The sequence below is a fragment of the Ruegeria sp. AG6 genome (genome assembly GCF_056541565.1).
This window is the reverse complement of the sequence record NZ_JBQFYQ010000001.1, coordinates 630,318-650,321: the sequence shown is the minus strand read 5'-3', so window position 1 is coordinate 650,321 and position 20,004 is coordinate 630,318. Positions and strand designations below refer to the sequence as shown.

Annotated in this window: 21 protein-coding genes; 13 read left to right on the top strand and 8 right to left on the bottom strand. The window is 57.6% G+C overall.

What is annotated here, in order from left to right; translation table 11 throughout:
- From ACR0I0_RS03210 to ACR0I0_RS03190, 5 genes are read left to right on the top strand one after another with little or no spacing between them, the layout of a single operon-like run.
- On the top strand, positions 1-1,098 hold the full coding sequence (locus ACR0I0_RS03210; protein ID WP_480490159.1) for a branched-chain amino acid ABC transporter permease: 1,098 nt from the start codon (positions 1-3) through the stop codon (positions 1,096-1,098).
- Complete coding sequence (locus ACR0I0_RS03205; protein ID WP_480490158.1) at positions 1,095-1,859, top strand: ABC transporter ATP-binding protein; 765 nt, start codon at positions 1,095-1,097, stop codon at positions 1,857-1,859. The genes ACR0I0_RS03210 and ACR0I0_RS03205 overlap by 4 nt, the downstream gene beginning before the upstream one ends.
- Positions 1,856-2,629, top strand: a complete 774-nt coding sequence (locus ACR0I0_RS03200; protein WP_171723298.1) for an ABC transporter ATP-binding protein — start codon at positions 1,856-1,858, stop codon at positions 2,627-2,629. Before ACR0I0_RS03205 ends, ACR0I0_RS03200 begins: the two co-directional genes overlap by 4 nt.
- Positions 2,630-2,634: 5 nt before the next feature.
- The gene (locus ACR0I0_RS03195) at positions 2,635-4,521 is read left to right on the top strand and encodes an AMP-dependent synthetase/ligase (RefSeq protein ID WP_480490156.1); all 1,887 of its coding nucleotides are present in this window, start codon (positions 2,635-2,637) and stop codon (positions 4,519-4,521) included.
- A 25-nt stretch (positions 4,522-4,546) separates the two neighbouring features.
- On the top strand, positions 4,547-5,707 hold the full coding sequence (locus ACR0I0_RS03190) for an ABC transporter substrate-binding protein (RefSeq protein WP_480490155.1): 1,161 nt from the start codon (positions 4,547-4,549) through the stop codon (positions 5,705-5,707).
- A 70-nt stretch (positions 5,708-5,777) separates the two neighbouring features.
- Here ACR0I0_RS03190 and rpsI read toward each other — a convergent pair whose 3' ends face one another.
- Positions 5,778-6,263 (bottom strand): 30S ribosomal protein S9, encoded by a 486-nt coding sequence (rpsI, locus tag ACR0I0_RS03185; RefSeq protein WP_152457951.1) that lies wholly within the window; start codon positions 6,261-6,263, stop codon positions 5,778-5,780.
- Between the two features lie 6 nt (positions 6,264-6,269).
- On the bottom strand, positions 6,270-6,728 hold the full coding sequence (gene rplM / locus ACR0I0_RS03180) for a 50S ribosomal protein L13 (RefSeq protein WP_152457950.1): 459 nt from the start codon (positions 6,726-6,728) through the stop codon (positions 6,270-6,272).
- 243 nt (positions 6,729-6,971) lie between these two features.
- Between rplM and ACR0I0_RS03175 the strand changes: the two genes are divergently transcribed.
- On the top strand, positions 6,972-7,337 hold the full coding sequence (locus ACR0I0_RS03175; protein ID WP_480490154.1) for a nuclear transport factor 2 family protein: 366 nt from the start codon (positions 6,972-6,974) through the stop codon (positions 7,335-7,337).
- Between the two features lie 3 nt (positions 7,338-7,340).
- Here ACR0I0_RS03175 and ACR0I0_RS03170 read toward each other — a convergent pair whose 3' ends face one another.
- A complete protein-coding gene (locus ACR0I0_RS03170) occupies positions 7,341-8,744 on the bottom strand; it encodes an aminotransferase-like domain-containing protein (RefSeq protein WP_171723301.1) in 1,404 nt (467 codons plus the stop codon).
- Between the two features lie 99 nt (positions 8,745-8,843).
- Here ACR0I0_RS03170 and ACR0I0_RS03165 point away from each other — a divergent pair, with 99 nt between their 5' ends.
- Positions 8,844-9,071, top strand: coding sequence for a DUF1127 domain-containing protein (locus ACR0I0_RS03165; RefSeq protein ID WP_152457947.1), 228 nt, complete (start codon positions 8,844-8,846; stop codon positions 9,069-9,071).
- Positions 9,072-9,132: 61 nt separating this feature from the next.
- Here ACR0I0_RS03165 and ACR0I0_RS03160 read toward each other — a convergent pair whose 3' ends face one another.
- A complete protein-coding gene (locus ACR0I0_RS03160; RefSeq protein ID WP_171723302.1) occupies positions 9,133-9,576 on the bottom strand; it encodes a PaaI family thioesterase in 444 nt (147 codons plus the stop codon).
- Positions 9,577-9,634: 58 nt separating this feature from the next.
- Between ACR0I0_RS03160 and ACR0I0_RS03155 the strand changes: the two genes are divergently transcribed.
- From ACR0I0_RS03155 to gluQRS, 4 genes are all read left to right on the top strand, one after another.
- On the top strand, positions 9,635-10,420 hold the full coding sequence (locus ACR0I0_RS03155) for an enoyl-CoA hydratase (protein WP_480490152.1): 786 nt from the start codon (positions 9,635-9,637) through the stop codon (positions 10,418-10,420).
- 253 nt (positions 10,421-10,673) lie between these two features.
- Entirely contained in the window at positions 10,674-12,014 is a 1,341-nt protein-coding gene (trmFO, locus tag ACR0I0_RS03150) for a methylenetetrahydrofolate--tRNA-(uracil(54)-C(5))-methyltransferase (FADH(2)-oxidizing) TrmFO (RefSeq protein ID WP_480490151.1), read from the top strand.
- A gap of 37 nt (positions 12,015-12,051) precedes the next feature.
- Entirely contained in the window at positions 12,052-12,666 is a 615-nt protein-coding gene (locus tag ACR0I0_RS03145; protein ID WP_480490149.1) for a class I SAM-dependent DNA methyltransferase, read from the top strand.
- The gene (gene gluQRS / locus ACR0I0_RS03140) at positions 12,663-13,544 is read left to right on the top strand and encodes a tRNA glutamyl-Q(34) synthetase GluQRS (RefSeq protein WP_480490148.1); all 882 of its coding nucleotides are present in this window, start codon (positions 12,663-12,665) and stop codon (positions 13,542-13,544) included. Before ACR0I0_RS03145 ends, gluQRS begins: the two co-directional genes overlap by 4 nt.
- 10 nt (positions 13,545-13,554) lie before the next feature.
- Here the strand turns inward: gluQRS and hisI are convergent, their stop codons facing one another.
- A complete protein-coding gene (gene hisI, locus ACR0I0_RS03135; protein WP_480490146.1) occupies positions 13,555-13,944 on the bottom strand; it encodes a phosphoribosyl-AMP cyclohydrolase in 390 nt (129 codons plus the stop codon).
- A gap of 48 nt (positions 13,945-13,992) precedes the next feature.
- On the opposite strand from hisI, the gene ACR0I0_RS03130 reads away from it, so the two are divergent.
- Positions 13,993-14,445 carry an iron-sulfur cluster assembly scaffold protein gene (locus tag ACR0I0_RS03130; RefSeq protein WP_171723307.1) on the top strand — a complete coding sequence of 151 codons (453 nt, stop codon included), beginning with the start codon at positions 13,993-13,995 and terminating at the stop codon, positions 14,443-14,445.
- 59 nt (positions 14,446-14,504) lie between these two features.
- Positions 14,505-15,143, top strand: coding sequence for a MarC family protein (locus tag ACR0I0_RS03125; RefSeq protein ID WP_171632566.1), 639 nt, complete (start codon positions 14,505-14,507; stop codon positions 15,141-15,143).
- A gap of 183 nt (positions 15,144-15,326) precedes the next feature.
- Here the strand turns inward: ACR0I0_RS03125 and ACR0I0_RS03120 are convergent, their stop codons facing one another.
- The 3 genes from ACR0I0_RS03120 to ligA all read right to left on the bottom strand — a co-directional run bounded on the left by ACR0I0_RS03120 (position 15,327) and on the right by ligA (position 19,901).
- On the bottom strand, positions 15,327-15,449 hold the full coding sequence (locus ACR0I0_RS03120) for a hypothetical protein (RefSeq protein ID WP_256367496.1): 123 nt from the start codon (positions 15,447-15,449) through the stop codon (positions 15,327-15,329).
- A gap of 112 nt (positions 15,450-15,561) precedes the next feature.
- On the bottom strand, positions 15,562-17,652 hold the full coding sequence (recG, locus tag ACR0I0_RS03115; RefSeq protein ID WP_480490143.1) for an ATP-dependent DNA helicase RecG: 2,091 nt from the start codon (positions 17,650-17,652) through the stop codon (positions 15,562-15,564).
- The gene (gene ligA, locus ACR0I0_RS03110; protein ID WP_171723309.1) at positions 17,649-19,901 is read right to left on the bottom strand and encodes an NAD-dependent DNA ligase LigA; all 2,253 of its coding nucleotides are present in this window, start codon (positions 19,899-19,901) and stop codon (positions 17,649-17,651) included. The genes recG and ligA overlap by 4 nt, the downstream gene beginning before the upstream one ends.
- Between the last annotated feature and the right edge of the window lie 103 nt (positions 19,902-20,004).

Sequence of the window (20,004 nt, the reverse complement as noted above, 5' to 3'; positions counted from 1 at the left end):
ATGCGGATCGTCTTCAAAACCAACTACATGCAGGATATCCGCCCGTGGAAAGACCGCTGTCAGCTTGTCCTGTATCTGATCCTTCTGACGGTTGTTGCCGCAGCCCCCTGGTGGCTGGACGAGTTCTATCTGGGTGAACTGACCAACGTCCTGATCTGGGCCATTGCCGGGTTGGGCCTGATGATCCTGACCGGACATACAGGGCAAGTCAGTCTGGGCCACGCGGCCTTTCTGGCCTTTGGCTGCTATGCCAACGTCGCCCTGATAGAAGCCGGGGTGCCCTTTCTGGTTGCTTTCCCGCTGGCGGGCATTCTGACCGGGATAGCGGGCGTGACGGTCGCGATCCCTGCCCTGCGCCTGCATGGCATCTATCTGGCCATCTTCACCATGGCGCTTTCTATCCTGATGGACGACATCATCGTTCTGTCCGAACCCATCACCGGCGGTGTTGCGGGCAAGTACGTCGGCGGGGTCGAAATCTTCGGCCATCTGGTAGACCGCTGGGGAACGCCCGATCAGTTTTTCTGGCTGGTCCTGACCGTCGCCGTTCTGGTCACACTGGGATATATCAACCTGCTGCGCGCGCCTTTGGGGCGCAGCTTCATCGCGGTGCGCGACTCGGAGGTTTCGGCCCAGGCGATGGGCATCGACATCGCGCGGACAAAGATGATCTCTTTCGCGTTGTCCTGCGCGGTGACGGGCTGGGCCGGGGCGCTGATGGGATTGTTCGCCGGAGCGTTCAACAACGAAACCTTCAGTGTTCTGATCTCGATCCAACTGCTTATGATGATCGTCATCGGCGGGCTGGGGTCGATCCACGGCGCGTTTCTGGGCGCGATCGTGATCGGGTTCCTGCCGCAGTTTCTGTCGATCTCAAAAGAATATGCCGACGCCCTGTTCGGCGGCAATACAGTCGCCATTCCGGGGTTGGAGTTCGGCATCTTCGGCATGATCCTGATCGCTTTCATCCTGTTCGAACCCATGGGCATCTATGGCCGCTGGCTGAAGATCCGCACCTGGTTCGAGCTGTTCCCCTTCTATCGAAAAGACATGTTCAAACGGCAGAAATCCTATCTCAAGACGGAGCGTCTGAGATGAGCTTGCTGGAGTTCGAAAATGTCACCCTCAAGTTCGGCGGCCTGACGGCGGTGGATAACCTGTCATTCGACGTTCGGGAAGGTGAAGTCTTTGCCATCGTCGGCCCAAACGGTGCGGGCAAGTCCACTGTATTCAACCTGATTTCCCGGTTCTACGATCCCGTTGACGGGGCGATCCGGTATGACGGTCATGATCTGCTTCGGGTCAAACCGTCCGGTGTCGCCGCCTATGGCGTCGCACGGACATTTCAGAACATCGAGTTGTTCGAACACGCAACCGTCCTGCAAAACCTGCTGGTCGGACGCCACCGCCACCGCAGGACAAACCTGATTTCCGAGATTCTTTTCACCCCGTCGGCAAAGCGACAGGAACTGGAAAACCGCGAGAAAGTGGAACGGATCATCGACTTTCTCGACCTGCAAGCCTATCGCGACAAGATGATATCGGGGCTGCCCTACGGCGTGCGCAAAGTGGTCGAAGTTGCACGGGCTTTGGCAACTGACCCAAAACTCTTGCTGCTGGATGAGCCGGCCTCGGGGTTGTCCGTGGAAGAAACAACGGACATGCGTTGGTGGATCGATGATATCCGACGGCAGATGGGCATCACCGTTTTGATGGTAGAACATGACATGGGCCTGGTCTCGGGCGTGTCAGACCGGGTTCTGGCCATGGCAGACGGCGCAAAACTGGCGTTTGGGACCCCGGCCGAAGTTCAATCGCACCCGGCAGTGATCGAAGCCTATCTTGGGAAAGCTTCATGAGCGCGCCAATCCTGAAAATCCGCAATGTCGAAAGCTTTTATGGCCCGATCATGGCCATTCGCGGTGTTTCACTGGACGTTCACGAAGGTACGATTGTCTCGATCCTTGGCGCAAACGGTGCCGGCAAGACGACGTTGATGAAAACCGTCTCGGGGGTGATGGACCCGGAAAAAGGCACGGTCACCTTTGATGGAGACGACATTCAGGGGGCCGAGCCGCATACCGTCGTCCAGCGCGGGATCGTGCATGTACCCGAAGGGCGCGAGGTGTTTCCTCTGCTCACCGTCGATGAAAACCTGAGCCTCGGCGCGTATACCCGAACGGACAAAGTGCAGATCGACCAGGATCGCGAGCTTGTTTTCAGTTACTTTCCCGTTCTCAAAGATCGTCGCACGCAAGAGGCCGGTACCCTTTCGGGCGGGCAGCAACAGATGCTGGCAATCGGACGGGGGCTGATGGCCCGTCCCCGCATCATGCTGCTGGATGAGCCGTCACTGGGTCTGTCACCGCTTTTGGTGCAGGAAATATTCGCCATTCTGAAACGTCTGAACGAAGAACAGCATATGACGATGCTTCTGGTCGAACAGAACGCCAATGCGGCGTTGCGGCTGGCGCATCATGGATACGTGATGGAGGTAGGCCGCATCGTCATGGACGGTGCTGCGGATACGTTGCTGAAATCCGAAGACATCCAGAACTTCTATCTTGGCGTGCAGGAAGAAGGCGCACGCGAAAGCCGCCGTTGGAAACGCAAGAAGACGTGGAGGTAAGCAAGATGGATGCCACGCCCCTCGCCTCGCAGGTCAAGATCAACGGCGTTGAACTGAATGCAACCCCCGGACAACGCCCGTTGCGCGTGGATGGGTGCACCACCATCAGCATGCTGTTTCAACACCGTTGCGCGGAACTGGGGGATCGTACAGCCCATCGCGAAAAGGATTTGGGCATCTGGAAGTCATATTCCTGGGCCGACTACTGGCAGCGCGCCAAGTGGATCGGGCTTGCCCTGCGCAAGCTGGGCCTGGAACGCGGTGACGTTGTTTCGATCCTGTCCGAGGACCGCAAGGAATGGATGTGGTTCGATATGGGCATTCAGTGCGTCGGGGGCATTTCTTCTGGCGTCTACACCACGGATTCGGCCAATCAACTGCAATATCTGGTCAACGACAGTGGCAGCAAGTTCCTCATCGTCGAGGACGAAGAGCATCTGGACAAATTTCTGGAAGTCGAAAATCAAGTTCCGGATCTGATCAAGGTGATCATTCTGGAAGACGAAGGCTTGCACGACCTGACCCATCCGCGCTGCATGATGATCGACGATCTTTACGCTTTGGGCCAGCAGGCCGAACAGGAAGATCCGGGACGGTTCGAAGCCGAAATCGCATTGGCCAAACCTCAGGACACAGCATTGCTGGTTTACACATCCGGCACCACGGGCCAGCCCAAGGGTGCGATGTTGAGCCATGAAAACATCCTGGCCGGCATTGAGGCCGGTGCCTGGTCATTGCCGACGCAGGCCAGTGACGAACAACTGTGTTTCCTGCCCCTCTGCCATATCCTGGAACGCGACGTATCTGTCTATTTCCCGCTGGCCGCCCGCTGCACGGTGAATTTCGCGGAAAGCCCCGAGACGGTCTTTGCAAATCTGCAAGAGGTCTCGCCTTCGACCTTCACGGCGGTGCCGAGAGTCTGGGAAAAGATCTATGCGCATGTGCAAATCCTGGCGCAGGATGCAACGCCGTTGGGTCGAATGGCATACGGTCTTGCCCTGAAGGCCGGCGCACGGCGGGCCGATTATGTGAGTTCGGGAAAACCCGTTCCCGCCGCCATCGCGGCCCGGTTCTGGTTTTGGGATCAGTTGGTTCTGAAAAATCTGCGCCGGATGCTCGGTTTGGACAAACTGCGCCGGGGTGGCACGGGTGCTGCGCCTATCTCGGCGGATTTGTTGAAATGGTACTGGGCCATCGGCGTCCCGATCATCGAGGGCTTCGGCATGACCGAAACGTCCGGCCTTGCAACACTCAACACCGTGGAAAGCAACAAGATCGGAACCATCGGCAAGGTCGTCCCGGGGTGCGATATCCGCATCTCGGACGAGGGTGAAATTCAGCTCAAGGGAATGAACATCTTTCAGGGCTATTGGCGCAACAACGCAAAGACAGCGGAAAGCTTTACCGCCGATGGCTGGCTGCGCACCGGCGATATGGGGCGTATCGACAAGGACGGGTACGTTACCATCACCGGCAGGTTGAAAGACATCATCATCACCGCCGGTGGCAAGAACATCACCCCGGCCGAAATCGAAAGCCGGCTGAAGTTCAGCCATTACATCTCGGACGCGGTGATCATCGGCGACCGGCGCAAATACCTCACGGCGCTGATCATGATCGATCAGGAAAATGTCGAGAAATATGCGCAGGACCAGAAAATCCCTTTTTCGAACTTTACCTCGCTTTGCGCCGCGGCCGAAGTCAAGGAGTTGATCGGCGCCGAAGTGGCCGCAGTGAACAAGGAATTCGCACGGGTCGAGCAGATCAAGGATTTTCGCCTGATCGACGTTCTGCTGACCGCCGAGGATGACGAGCTTACCGCCACGATGAAGCTGAAACGCGGCCTGGTCGAAAAGAAACACGGACATCTGATTGAAGACATGTACACTTAGCCAAAGAGTTTTCGGGAGGAGAAAGATGAAGAAGTCATTCAAATGGCTGGCCGCCGCCACAGCGTTGACCGCCTCGGCAAGCATGGGTTGGGCTCAGACGCAGGGCGTGACGGATGATGAGATTGTCATCGGGTCCGTCAACGACCTGAGCGGCATCTTCGCCGCGGTGGGTGTCCCGGCGACCAAAGGTGCCAACGTGGTATTCGACCGGGTGAACGAAGCCGGTGGCATACACGGGCGCAAAATCCGCTATGTGGTCGAGGACAACGGATACCAGATGCCGCGTGCGATGCAGGGCTACAACAAACTGCTGAACCGCGACAAGGTGTTCGCCATGCTGCAATCGCTTGGCACCCCGATGAACATGGCTGGGTTCAAGCTGTTGGATCCCAAGGGAATTCCCAACGTGGCACCTCTGACCGCTGCGCGTCAGATGTTGCAAGAGCCGATGCGAAACAAGTTCACGTCTTTCTCGACCTACTATGATCAGGCGCGTGTCGGTGTGAAATACCTGGCCGGAGAATTTGGATCAAAGACGGTCTGCACCATGTATCTGCCAACAGATTTTGGCGAGGAAATTCTTGAAGGCAGTAAGGCCGGTGCCGAAGAAGCCGGGATCGCTTTTGGATCTGAAACAACCCACAAACCGGATGAGACGGATTTTGTCGGGTCGCTCAGCAAGCTCAAGGAAGAAGGCTGCGATATCGTCACCATGGCGCTTGGCGTGCGTCAGGCGATCACCGTAGTAGGCACGGCCAAGAAGATGGGCCTGACGGACATGAAGTTCCTTGGGACTTCGGCCAGTTTCCTGACAGTCGTAGCACAGGTTCCCGGTGGAGTGACTGACGGGTTCTATGCAGCAGCCTCGTGGCAGGATCTTTGGGCGCGTGCAGATCAACCTGCCCCGGCGGCATTTATCGAAGAATACAAGGCCGCGACCGGCGAAGATCCGGTTGGATTTGCAATGTTGGGCTATTCCGCTGCCGAAATGATGGTCAAAGCGCTTGAAGCCGCGGGCCCTGAACTGACCCATGACAGCTTTATCGAAGCGATGGAGTCACTGGACTATCAGGATGACCTGGTCGGCAATCACATAACCTATGGTCCTGACGACCATCAGGGCGCGGATACGGTTTTCGTCAATGTCGTTGAAAACGGCGCGTGGAAGCTCGTCTACGAAGAATAAGATTTCCCGCAACACAATGTAAAAGGGCTCGCAATTGCGAGCCCTTTCTTTGTTGGGTTTTCCCGGCGAATTAACGCTTGGAGAACTGGAACGAACGGCGGGCTTTGCGCTTACCGAATTTCTTACGTTCCACAACGCGGCTGTCGCGGGTCAGGAAGCCAGCAGCTTTCAGAGCGCCGCGCAGGTTGGGATCGTACAGTTGCAGCGCTTTCGAGATGCCATGCTTGACCGCACCGGCCTGACCGGTCAGGCCACCACCTTTGACAGTGGCGACAACGTCGAACTCGCCTTCGACACCAGCAACCTGAAACGGCTGGCGCAGGATCAGTTGCAGAACGGGGCGTGCAAAATAGACGTCTTGGTCTTTGCCGTTCACGGTGACCTTGCCGGAACCCGGCTTGATCCAAACGCGGGCAACAGCGTCTTTACGCTTGCCGGTGGCGTACGAACGGCCCAGCTCGTCACGTACGGGTTCACGCACGATGACTTCTTCGGCCACGGTTTCAACGCCTGCGACGGCGCTCAGCTCTTCGAGAGTATTGATCTGATCAGCCATCGGTCATTAGCTCCGGGTGTTTTTCTTGTTCATGGACTTGACGTCCAGAACTTCGGGCGCTTGCGCCTCGTGGGGATGCTCGGCACCGGCATAAACGCGCAGGTTGGTCATCTGCTTGCGCGACAGGCGGTTGCCCGGCAGCATGCGCTTGACCGCCTGGGTCACGACGCGCTCGGGGTGTGCGCCCTCAAGGATCTGCTGTTTGGTGCGCGACTTGATGCCGCCCGGGTGGCCAGTGTGCCAGTAGAAGTTTTCTTCGCGCTTCTTGCCGGTCATCTGGATCTTGTCAGCGTTGATCACGATGACGTTGTCGCCCATGTCCATGTTCGGGGTGAACGACGCTTTGTGCTTGCCACGCAGACGCATGGCGACGATCGACGCAAGACGGCCCAGAACAACGCCCTCGGCGTCGATCAGGATCCATTTCTTGTCGATGTCTGCAGGTGTTGCAGAAAAGGTTTTCATGGCAGGATAGTCCTGTTTGATGTGAAAGACCGCCCCAAGCGAGGCGGCCCGAATTCGATGGATGCGTATCTAGACACCCATGACCGCCACGTCAAGCGACCAAACGCCATTTAAAACGTTTTAAAACAATGGCTTGTTAAATAGGTATTATTTTACCCCACGCTTTCAGCACCGAGATCGCCCCAATTTCGACACTCTGATACACTCGGTTGGAATTGATCATGCCCAACCACGGAGGGTCGAATGCAGGATTTGATGCGCACGATTGAAAACTATGGCGCGGTCTGGCAGGAAAAGTCCGCCGAAAAACGGCTTGCGCTTCTGACCCAGTGCTTTGCGGAAAACGGTCGGTACGTGGATCCGACAGCCGATGTTTCAGGCCGTGAGCAGTTGAGTACACATATCGGCGAAGTCCTTTTGAATTCGAATGGGCGTGTCGAAATCACCAGCAGCCCTGTGTCGCACCATGATGTCGTCCACTTCACTTGGCATATGGTGGCCCCGAACGGCGCAATCATGGTGGCCGGGCATGATTTCATTCGATTGGACGAGGACGGAAAAATTGCCCATCTGGCCGGATTCTTTGGCGACCCGCCGCCGCTGAGTTGAATGCTAGACGCTGATCTGTTCAGGCGGATTGTCCAGCAAAGCGCGCAACCTCAGCATTGCGTCCTCGAACCGTTCCAACGAAACGTGACCATTCATTGCGATGCGCACTGCGTTTGGAGCGCGCCCGTCGCGCAGGGCAAACTCATCCGCTGATCTGAGCTGAATGCCTTCCCGCTCTGCCGCGCGGCTGAACGCGGCAGACCGCCACCCCGATGGCAGGTTCAGCCAGACAAAAGGCACATCCGGTGCCCAGTTCAGATCGAACCCACCCAGCGCGTTGACGGTGATCCGAACATAATCGCCCATCCGTTTGCGCACATCCTGTGCAATTTGGCGGGTACGCGGATCCGACAGCAGCAGCCGGGTCAGTTCGGCCAAGGGTTGAGCCAGGCCAAAATACCCATATTCGGCGGATCGGCGCAGATCGACGCTGCGATCCTTTGGGGCAATGGCAAAGCCAACGCGCAAAGCGGGTGTGAGTATCTTTGAAATGGACGACACGTGCCAGCCCCGCTCGGGGGCAAGCGCGCGGTAACTGGGTTCACGCGCCTCTCCCATGCGATAGCAATCGTCTTCCACGATCTGAAGGTCGAAGCGCCGGGCGACGTCCACGATCTCTTTCCTGCGTTCCAGCGGCGTGTGGATGCCGGTGGGGTTCTGAACTTCTGGCGAGACGCAAACGGCCTGAGCATTGGTTTGCCGCAAGACATGCTCCATCGACACCGGATCGATGCCCCATTTGTCCATCTTGACGCCAATGACTTCGGCGCGCATCAACTCTCCGGCCCGACGAAACCCGGCGTAAGAGAGGTCTTCAACCAACACGATTGGTTTGGGTCCGCGCAGGATGGTCTGGAACACCAGACACAATCCGTTCTGCCCGCCATGGGTCAAGACTATGTCGTCATGGGTCAGCGGGCCCAGCGGCAAATCCGACAGCCAATCCACGACCGATTGCCTCATGGGAATATACGCGTCCCGCGTGGGGTAATTCAGAAACAGGCCGGGATCAGCTTGCGAAACTTTTTGCAGGCATTCCCGGATAAGCGCGACCTGCCCCGCATCCGGCAAACGCGGGCTGAACAGGCTGACATTGGCGTTGTACTTGTCTTCCCTCAGATGCAGTTGCCTGGCCCAGACATCATCCAGAATCGGTGATTTCGGCGGGGCCACAAATGTACCACGCCCAACCTCGGCGTGGAGCAAGCCCTCGTCGGTCAGGATCGTATAGGCACGTGCGACTGTACCAGGTGTGATTTGCAGGCGATACGCCAGCTCACGAACCGGCGGAAGCTTGGCGCCAACATCTAATTTCCTGTCACCAATAGCTTTTCTTATTGCGTCAGCAACCAATGTGTATTTCGGACCCTTGGATTTTGGCAGAGCGTCCGGCCAAATTGTATCCATTACAATTCTTCCTTTGCCTTTGACACAATTTCGAATGTATCAAATTTATGTACCAAGCAATACTGTTTTGTGTCAATACAATTTGAAAGGAATTCCGAGATGACACGCACAATGCACACCCCCGCCCTTCTGCTGCTGAACGACAGCCCACGGCTGCCTCTGCTCGCGGCTCTGGCCGTGCGGTTTGCGGCGGCGGTCACTCAATGGGAACGCCGTCGCCGCAGTCGCGTCAATCTGAGCTATCTGGATGACCGTCTGCTTCAGGACGTCGGGCTGACCCGCCATCAGGCTGGCCGGGAAACAAAGCGCTTTTTCTGGCAGCCCTGACTGATCCCCAGTCCCAATTATTGGGACCTCTTCCTGGGCCGGGGCCTGTCCCCGGCCTTTTTTATCCGAAATTCGCGGCAGCGGACCCTGCTGGCGGCAGGGAATAGGTCATCGTTGCCCGTGCAACCGGAAGATCACTGCCTTCCGAGTATAAAAGCACATCCCCAACGGCCAGTGTTTTTCCCAGCTTCAACAAACGACAGGCCGCAATCATATCGGCGCCGCCTTCCGGCTTGCGCAGGAAATCAAAAGAACTGTTGGTGGTAACAGCCAGTGACTGGCGCCCTTTCCGTGCCAAAACCATCGCATAGACACTGACATCGGCAAGCCCGAACATCGACGGGCCGGAAACCGTGCCCCCGGGGCGCAGATGTTGATCCTGAACCACTAGGCGCATGGTGATCGTATCTTCGGTCAAATCTTCAACGACGAAATCCTTGTGCACCTGCGGGAACACCCGTTTGAGGTATTGTGACAGTTCGTCCCGGTTCATTGCCAAAGCCATACTTCCCCTCCTGCTCTTGCCGACCTAGAGTTGGCCCAACTTGGGAATGGAGGGCAAGATGGCAATTCTGGAACGTTACGACACGGGCGCGGTGGCACGGCTGACACTGAACGCCCCGGACCGGCTGAACGCATTAAGTGATGAGATGCTGGCTGCACTGCAAGCCGAACTTGATACACTGCGCGACGACAGCTCGATCCGGGCCGTGGTCCTGTCGGGGGCAGGAAAGGCGTTTTGCGCCGGGCACGACCTGAAGCAGATGACGGCCGGACGCCAATCCGAAGATGGTGGCAAAGCCTACTTTCAAGATCTCTTTTCCCGTTGCGCCCGGATGATGATGTCGATCCAGTCCCTGCCGCAACCCGTTATCGCGCAAGTCCATGGCATTGCGACCGCCGCCGGATGTCAACTGGTTGCAACCTGCGATATGGCGGTGGCCGCAGAAGGAACACGGTTTGGTGTCAACGGGGTCAATATCGGCCTGTTCTGTTCCACGCCGATGGTTGCTCTCAGCCGCAACATCCCCAGAAAGCAGGCATTTGAAATGCTGACCACCGGCGAATTCATTTCAGCAGAGCGCGCCGCCGAATTGGGGCTGGTAAATCGCGTCGTTCCTGAAGCGCTGCTGGAACAAGAAGCCAACGGGCTCGCGGAACTGGTCGCATCCAAGCTTGGCATGGCCGTGAAGATCGGCAAGGAAGCGTTCTATCAACAGCTGCAAATGCCTTTGGATCAGGCTTATGCCTATACCGGAGACGCAATGGCGCAGAATATGTTGTACCGCGATACAGAAGAAGGCATTTCCGCCTTTATTGAAAAGCGCCCCCCGAATTGGACCCAATGACGCAATTGTTTTGAACATTTTTTGCCACTGTCTTCATTTTTGCACTTTTCAAAAGGGCAACTCTGTGGCAAAGCTGGGTCGAGGCCAAGGCCTCAAGACACTTTTGGGTCGCCGTGGGCGGAAGGTCCCTCCAGCTGGTCTCTCTCACCAGCGCTGACATTCCCGCAGCGGCGACCCCAAGACCCCTCCAGCAAATCAGTCAGATACAATACGGCAGTTGCGCCTGTGTGTGCGGTGCCCTATGTGGCTGCACATGACACAAGTTTTGCATATCGTCGGCGGTGGAATGGCCGGGTCCGAAGCGGCCTGGCAAGCCGCTGAAATGGGCGTTGACGTGATCATTCATGAAATGCGTCCCACCGTTGGCACCTTCGCACATCAGACAGGAAACCTGGCGGAAATGGTGTGTTCGAACTCGTTCCGATCGGATGATGATGAACAGAATGCTGTCGGTCTGCTGCACTGGGAAATGCGAGCAGCCAATGGGCTGATCATGACAACCGCCGACGCACACAGGCTTCCTGCCGGCGGGGCTCTGGCCGTGGATCGCGACCCGTTTGCCGAAACGGTCACCGCAAAACTCCGCGCCCACCCACGCGTGAGCATCACCGATCAGGAAGTAACCTCGCTGCCTGATGGCGGCCATTGGATATTTGCGACCGGCCCGTTGACCTCACCCGCATTGGGGGAAGCCATCCGGGCGGAAACGGGATCGGACGCGCTGGCCTTCTTCGATGCAATCGCGCCCATTGTCTATGCCGACAGCATCGACATGAGCAAAGCGTGGATGCAATCCCGATATGACAAAGGCGAAACCGAGGAAGAACGCACGGCTTACCTGAACTGCCCGATGGACCGTGATCAGTACGAGGCTTTCATCGACGCCCTTCTGGCAGCGGAAAAAACCGAGTTTCACGAAGGTGAGACCGCAGGCTATTTTGATGGCTGCCTTCCCATTGAAGTCATGGCCGAACGCGGGCGTGAGACACTGCGCCATGGTCCGATGAAGCCTGTTGGGCTGACAAACCCTCATGCGCCTGACGTCAAACCCCATGCCGTGGTTCAGTTACGGCGCGATAACGCGTTGGGTACATTGTTCAACATCGTGGGGTTTCAGACCAAGATGAAATACGGCGCCCAGACCGACGTGTTCCGCATGATCCCCGGCCTGGAAAACGCCAGCTTTGCCCGGCTGGGCGGCATCCACCGCAACACGTTCATCAACTCTCCTACCCTGCTCGATGCACAGATGCGCTTGAAATCCAAGCCCAACATCCGCTTTGCCGGGCAGATTACGGGTGTCGAAGGCTATGTTGAAAGCGCCGCGATGGGATTGCTTGCCGGTCGTATGGCCGCCGCGGAAATACTGGGGCGTGACTTGCCCGAAGTGCCCAAAGACAGTGCAATGGGTGCGTTGATCCATCACATTACCGGCGGGGCCGAAGCCAAGACGTTTCAGCCGATGAACGTTAACTTTGGCCTGTTCCGCCCCGTGGACGGCCTGAAAGGCGGGCGGCGCGGCCGAAAGGACCGGTACAAGGCCTATACCGATCGTGCCAAGGCAGAATGGCAAACCTGGTTGGATCAATGCTGACTGGACGCACGGCGTGATCTCGGCCTAGCATGACGGGATGAGCGACAAGTTCCTGGACAACACCTACAAACTCGACACGCCTGAAGACACTGAAACGCATTATCAGAACTGGGCGGCGACCTACGAAAAAGAGGTCGCGGAACAGGGATATGCAACCCCGGGACGGGTGGCCGCGGCTTTGTGGCAATTCCACCCTCACCCCCAAACGCCGATTCTGGACTTCGGCTGCGGAACGGGGCTTTCCGGTCTCGCCTTGCGGGCGGCGGGATTTGAGGTCATCGATGGTATCGACCCCACCCCCAAAATGCTGGAAGAGGCAGCGGCCAAGAGTGTTTACAGAACCCTGACCGGGTTTGACATCACCAAACCGGCTCCGCTCAGGCGCGGTGCGTATTCGGTGATCACCGCCATCGGTGTCATCGGTCAGGGCGCGGCCCCGCCCGAGACATTCGACCAGTTGATGCACGCCTTGCCCAAAGGTGGGTTGCTGGCGTATTCCCTGAACGACCATGCGCTGAAAGATCACAAATTCACCTGCCGACTGACGGATTGGGTCGACATGGGTGCCGCACGTTTGCTATTTCGTGAACACGGGCCGCACTTACCCGGCATCAACCTTAACTCTGACGTGTATGTATTAGAAAAAGCGTGACTTTCGTAACGCGTTTCGCGCCATCCCCGACTGGCCCGCTTCACCTTGGGCACGCGTATTCTGCGATGATCGCCAGCGACATGGCCAGATCCGAACACGGTCGGTTCTTGCTTCGCATCGAAGATATCGATCGGTCCCGCTCGCGTCCGCATTGGGAGGATCAGATCTATGATGACCTCAATTGGTTGGGGCTGACATGGCCGGAACCGGTGCTGCGTCAATCAGATCGGCTGAGTATCTATGATCGCGCGTTGGAGCGGTTGTGGATGAAGGGTCTTCTGTATCCCTGCCTGTGCAATCGCAAAGATATTTCCGCCGCCGCAAGCGCCCCCCAGGAAGGCGCGCCATTGCTTGGCCCAGACGGAGTTATCTATCCCGGAACGTGTCGAAAAATTAACCAGGGCATAGACTTAAGTCAAAACCCTCACCCAAGGGACAAAGTTTTGCGACTGGATATTGCCAAGGCCTGTCAAACAATCCACGATCCGGCCAGACTCCAATTCTTGGAACTGGGCTCCGGCCCCGGTGGTGAAACAGGAACGATTTCTTTTACCCCGGATGAGATGGAAACCAGTGTCGGCGATATCGTTCTGGCTCGCCGCGACATGGGCACGTCCTACCATTTGTCCGTCGTTCTTGACGACGCGGCCCAGGGGATCACCCATGTGGTCCGAGGTCAGGATCTGTTCGAAGCCACCCGCATCCATGTGCTGCTTCAGGTGCTGTTGGACTTGCCGACGCCTGCGTATTACCACCACGATCTGATCCGCGACAATGCCGGCAAACGACTGGCGAAACGTGACGATGCGCGTGCCATCGCGAAATTCCGGGCCGATGGTGCCAGCCCGGCAGACATCCGACAAATGGTGGGGCTTTGATCTGTCTCGGTTACGCCATCGGGGCCATCAGTTCGGTCTCGGCCCCGTCCCGCACCGCAGTATAAAAGCACGTCCGGCGGTTGGTGTGACAGGCAGCACCGGTTTGACGCACCAGAACCAACAGGCAATCGCGGTCACAGTCGATGCGGAAATCCACCAGTTCCTGCACATGGCCCGAGGTTTCACCCTTGATCCAGAAAGACTGACGCGAGCGCGACCAATAGGTCACCTTGCCCGTTTCCAGTGTCTTTTCAACGGCCTGTGCGTTCATCCATGCCATCATCAGAACTTCGCCCGACACCTCATCCTGCGCAATTGCCGGAATCAGTCCCGCCTCGTTATATTTCAGAGTCGATGGATCAAACGCGACGGGGTGAGACATGACAAAAACCTTTTGCATCCGTTGGGCTGGCCACTATGTATGAGGAACACACGACGAGGGAAAGCCATGAGCGGCGAGAACGACCTGATCAAGCTGTATTCCGGACGCATTCTGGCGTTGGCGGCGGACATCCCGCATCTGGATCGGCTGGAAAACCCGGATGCAACGGTCAAGAAACGCTCGCCTCTTTGCGGCTCTACCGTGACGGTTGATCTGAAGGTTCAGGATGGACGTGTCAGCGCCTTCGGGCAGGACGTCAAAGCCTGCGCGCTGGGACAGGCCTCTGCTTCGGTGGTTGGCGACGCGATCATTGGTGCCACGCGCGCGCAGGTCGAAGCAGCGCGCGATCAGCTTGCGGCCATGTTAAAAAAGGATGGCCCCGCCCCGGATGCTCCATTTGACGGTCTTGAGGTCTTGATGCCGGCGCGGGACTACAAGAACCGCCACGCTTCAATCCTGCTGGTGCTGGATGCCGCCGTCGAAGCCATGGCGCAGGCCGAGCAGGCAGATTGCGCCTGATCATAGCTATTTGATGTAAACCCGTTTACCTTCCGCTTAAATTTAAGGAGGGATGGGTTTTGGAAAATCTACTCGAGCATTTTGTCACTCTTTGGGTCGTGATTGACCCGATTGGAACTATTCCCGTTTTTATTGCCGTCACTGCGGGGCTAGAGGCCGCCGCCCGTCGCAAAACAGCGCTGTTGGCGTCATTGATAAGCGCCGGTGTCCTTTTGTTCTTTCTCGTGTTTGGGCAATTGCTGATCGAGGCGCTGGATATAGGACTGAATTCATTTCAGGTCGCAGGCGGCATCATCCTGTTTCTGTTCGCTCTGACTATGATCTTTGGTGAAAGCAAACAAGACATAGAACAGCGTCAGGCCGAAGAGGATCAGGAAGATAAGTATCACAAGCAGAATCCCGCGATATTTCCTCTTGCTGTTCCATCTCTGGCCTCGCCCGGCGCGATGCTTGCAGTGGTGATCCTGACGGACAACCATCGATACAGTGCAGCCGATCAGGGGATTACCGCATTGGTCATGCTGTCGGTTTTGGTAGTCGCCTTTGTTCTCATGCTTCTGGCCGAACCGATCATCCGCCTGATTGGCCATTCAGGAGCAGCGATCATCAGCCGTATCATGGGGATGATCCTGGCCTCGGTCGCGGTCAATTCGGTTCTGTCCGCATTGCTTGAGATTTTCAAAACCGGCCAGTTGTAAAAAAACCGCCGCACCTTCCGGGCGAAAGGGCGGCGGCAGGCATTGCGTGTCTCGCGTGGGGTCCGGATTACCGCACGGGGCCGAGGCAAGGCCCCTCAAGGGGTTTGGGACAGGCAGGTCACCCTTGACTGAAATGGGGATGACAGCGCGGTTTTTTCGGCACGAGATCGCAGGCAGAAAGGTTCAGAAGCCAACCGGCAGGTGCAAGGCGACCATCAGGATCACGACCAGAGACATCACGCCCACGGCATCCTGCAGGATCGTCGATTGCGAGCGGCTGAATACGGTCTTGATCTGGGTCAGCATAGGGTCACCTCCGTTCAGAGCTTTAATCCTTTGTTGACCTTTTGTTCTCATATTTGCCCGAGTCGGTAAAGAACTTTTTGAGAACATTTGTGAACTTTCTGGAACTTTTTGCCTAACCCACTGAAATCAAACGGATCGCCTGATCCTGCTTCATCAGCCACAAAAGTACGCGCGCCGCGCGCCCCCGGTCCGAGGTCAGCATAGGATCCGCATTCAGCAATGCCCGGGCATCGGATTGGGCCACGGCCATCAATCCGGCCTGACGCTCCAGATCCGCAATGCGGAACTTTGGCAGACCGGACTGCGCAGTTCCGATCAGATCCCCGGCACCGCGCATCTCAAGATCGGTTTCCGAGATACGGAACCCGTCTTCGGTTTCACGCAGAACCTCCAGCCTTTTGCGCCCCCCTTCGCTGAGCGGCGGCTGATACAGAAGCAAACACGTCGATTCCGCATCACCCCGGCCCACGCGGCCGCGCAATTGATGCAGTTGGGCCAGACCAAAGATTTCGGCCCGTTCGATGACCATGATCGTGGCATTGGGCACATTGACCCCCACTTCAATGACGGTCGTGGCCACAAGAACCTTGGAGTCCCCGTTCTGGAATGCGGACATTGCCGCGTCTTTTTCCGATGGCGGCATTTGCCCGTGAACCAGCCCGACCACACCTTCGCCCAATATGGCACGCAAGCGTTTGAACCGTTCTTCAGCTGCCGTCAGGTCTGAAACTTCTGATTCATCGACCAAGGGGCAGACCCAATAACATTGCCGCCCCTCATCAATCGCCCGACGCAGATGCGACACGACCTCGTCCATGCGCTGCGTACTGACAATCGCTGTCTTGATCGGTTTGCGCCCCGGCGGTTTTTCGTCCAGCACCGACACATCCATATCGCCATATTGCGCCAGTGCCAGACTGCGTGGAATCGGGGTGGCGGTCATCACCAATACATCCGAGCCCTGCCCTTTTTCTGACAACTCCATCCTCTGGCGCACGCCAAACCGGTGCTGTTCATCAACTATGGCCAAGCGTAGCGCTTTGAATTCCACATCACTCTGAAACACGGCATGGGTGCCGACCAGAATTTGGATATTGCCATTTTTCAAAGCCTCAAGCTTGGCGCGCCGCTCTGCGCCCTTGTCACGCCCGGTGAGCAGCTCCAGCACCACTCCGGCCTCTTCCGCCAACGGGCGCAACCCTTCCAGGTGCTGGCGGGCGAGTATCTCGGTCGGGGCCATCATCACGCCCTGCCCTTTGGCCTCGACTGCAATCAGAAGGGCTATGAAGGCCACCAATGTCTTGCCGGCCCCCACGTCACCCTGCAACAATCGGTTCATGCGGGAATCAGATGCCATATCGACCGCGATTTCCTCGATTGCGCGGCTTTGTGCGCTGGTCGGACGATAAGGAAGACTGGCCAACACCCTGGATTGCAACGCGCCTGTCCCTACGCTGACGACACCACGGGATTTCCGCTCTCGCTGACGCGCCAGAGCAAGCGTCATCTGATGCGCGAACAGCTCGTCATAGGCCAGACGCTGACGCGCGGGCGCAAATGGTGAGACATCATCAGCCCCCTGAGGATTGTGGCCGGCACGAATTGCCGAAATCCAATCCGGCCAGTTTTGCTGTGCCATCTGCGCCGGGTCGATCCATTCCGCCAGCTCTGGCGCCCGCGCCAATGCGCTGCGGGTAGCCTTGAAAGCCGTCTTTTGAGTCAGCCCCTGTGTCAGATGGTATACCGGTTCGAATTCCGGAATTTCACTGGCTTGCTCGACCGGCAACATATGATCCGGATGCACCATCTGAGCCATACCATCGAACAGCTCCAGCTTGCCCGAGATCACGCGGCGCGCACCCTGAGGCAGCACTTTCTTCAGATAGTCCCCGCGCGCGTGAAAGAAAACCAGCTGAAAATCGGCCTGGCTGTCTTCGACATGCACCCGATACGCGCCCCCCTTGTTTCGAGGCGGCCTGTGCGGGCCGACCGTTACTTCGACCGTCAACGTCGCAGGCAGATCGACGCCCTGAATCGTCTCACGTCGACGTCGGTCGACGACCGCGTAAGGCAGGCCGAACAGAACGTCGCGTGGGCTCTCAACGCCGGCCTGTTGCAGGACCTGAGCGGTCTTGGGGCCGACGCCATCGAGTGTTTCAAGCCCCGCAAACAGCGGGAACAGCTGTTCCGGCCTCCCGCTCATGCGCCTTCGATCAGCTGCAACCAGCCATCCTCATCCAGAGTTTCGATACCCAGCTCTGCGGCTTTCCTGGCTTTCGAACCCGCACCGGGCCCGGCGACCAGAATGTCGGTTTTCTTGCTGACGGAACCAGAAACCTTCGCACCCAACGCCTCGGCCCGTGCCTTTGCCTCGGCTCGAGTCATCTTTTCCAGAGTACCGGTGAACACAACCGTCTTGCCAGCCACCGGGCTGTCTGAGGCAGGCGCATCAGGTGCGACGATTGTCAGTTCCTTGCGCAACGTATCGAACGCGCGCCTCTCTTCCACGTTCGAAAACGCATCGGACAGGGACAGACCCAGCGTTGCGCCGATCCCGTCTATTCCGATCAATTCAGCCCAGGCGGCATTGGCATCGGGCGGAACACGCGCCGCGGTTATGGCCGCATCCCGCACTTCCTTGACACGTGCCCGACGACCTTCTGCCAGCGCGGCCGCCCGTTCGGCATCCTCGGCCTCATCTGCTTGCCGCTGCGCCAAAGCCGCAGGGCGGGCCGTGTCCAGGGCTTGCGTCATGGTCTCCCAATCGCGGTAAAACAGCGCCAGATCGCGCGCTCCGACCTCGCCGACATGTCGAATGCCCAAAGCGAACAACAGGCGCGCAAACGGAATGGTCCGCTTTTCGTCGATCGCGGCAAACAGATTTCTGGCCGAGGTTTCCCCCCACCCATCCCGGTTTTTCAGCCGTGCCAGATTGGTCCTGTCACGCTGCTCCAGTGTAAAGATATCCGCCGGAGTCTTTATCGGAAGGATCGGATCATCATAGAACATCTCGATCTGTTTTGCACCAAGGCCTTCTATGTCAAACGCCTTGCGTGAGACGAAATGTTTCAGTTTTTCAACGGCCTGCGCGGGGCAAATCAAGCCACCGGTGCAGCGGCGGACCGCATCACCTTCTTCACGGATCGCCTCGCTTTGACATTCCGGACAGCGCGTCGGAAAGATAAACGGCTGCGAACCGGCCGGGCGCTTGGACAGATCAACATCTGACAGTTTCGGAATCACATCCCCGGCGCGGTATACCTGAACCCAGTCACCGACACGAATATCCTTGCCATCGCGGATCGTGCCGCCCTTGGCATCGCGTCCCGCGATATAGTCTTCGTTGTGCAATGTGGCGTTGGACACAACAACACCGCCCACCGTCACCGGATGCAACCGTGCAACCGGGCTAAGCGCGCCTGTACGACCGACCTGAATGTCGATCGCCTCCAGCCTCGTCCAGGCCAGTTCGGCCGGGAACTTGTGTGCGATCGCCCATCGCGGCGTGGTTGAGCGGAACCCCAAACGCGCCTGAAGCGACAGATCATTCACCTTGTAGACAACCCCGTCGATGTCATAGCCCAAGGTGGAACGTTGCGCCTCGATATCCTGGTAATGCTCCAGCATCTCTTGCGTCGTTTTGCACAGGCGGGTCAGGGGGTTCGTCGAAAATCCAAGTGATTTCAACCGCTCGACCGCCCCTATTTGCGAGTCGGACAATGGCTCTGAAACCTCTCCCCAGGCGTAAGCAAAGAAACGCAACGGGCGCGAGCGCGTGATTTCCGGATCCAGTTGCCGCAAAGACCCCGCCGCCGCGTTTCTTGGATTGGCAAAGGGTTTGCCGCCGCGCTCTGCCTGCCGCGCGTTCAACGCCTCGAAATCCGCGTGAGACATGTAAACCTCACCCCTGACTTCCAGAACCTCTGGCGCGTTTTTCAGGTGCTGCGGGATATCGGAAACCGTGCGGGCATTGGCCGTTACGTTTTCACCGATTTCGCCATCTCCGCGCGTGGCAGCCTGAACAAGCTGTCCGTTTTCATACCGCAATGACAGCGACAGGCCATCTATCTTGGGTTCGGCGGTGTAGGCCAGACTTTCACCAGCCCCAAGGCCCAGGTATTTCCGGATCGACCTGTCGAAATCGGCCACGTCGTCATCATCGAAAGCGTTGCCCAGCGACATCATGCGCACGGCGTGCGTGACTTTCGAAAAACCATCGGCAGGCTTTGCACCCACTTGATCCGTCGGGCTGTCGGTACGCTTGAGATGAGGGAAACGCGCTTCTATCTCGGCATTGCGCCGTTTGAGAGCGTCATAGTCGGCATCCGACATGTCAGGCGCATCAGCCGTGTGATACAGCGTGTTTGCCTTCGACAATAGTTCGGCCAGACGTGCAAGCTCGGCACGCGCCTCATCTTCCGTCAGCTCGGATATGGAAATTAAGTTGCTCATGGCCTCGCCCTGTCACGCGTACTTGGACCTCAGTGATAGGGCGAGGCCATGGCCAGGTCCAGACGTGCTGAGCCGTGAGTGCAAAATGCCACCCTGGACCACC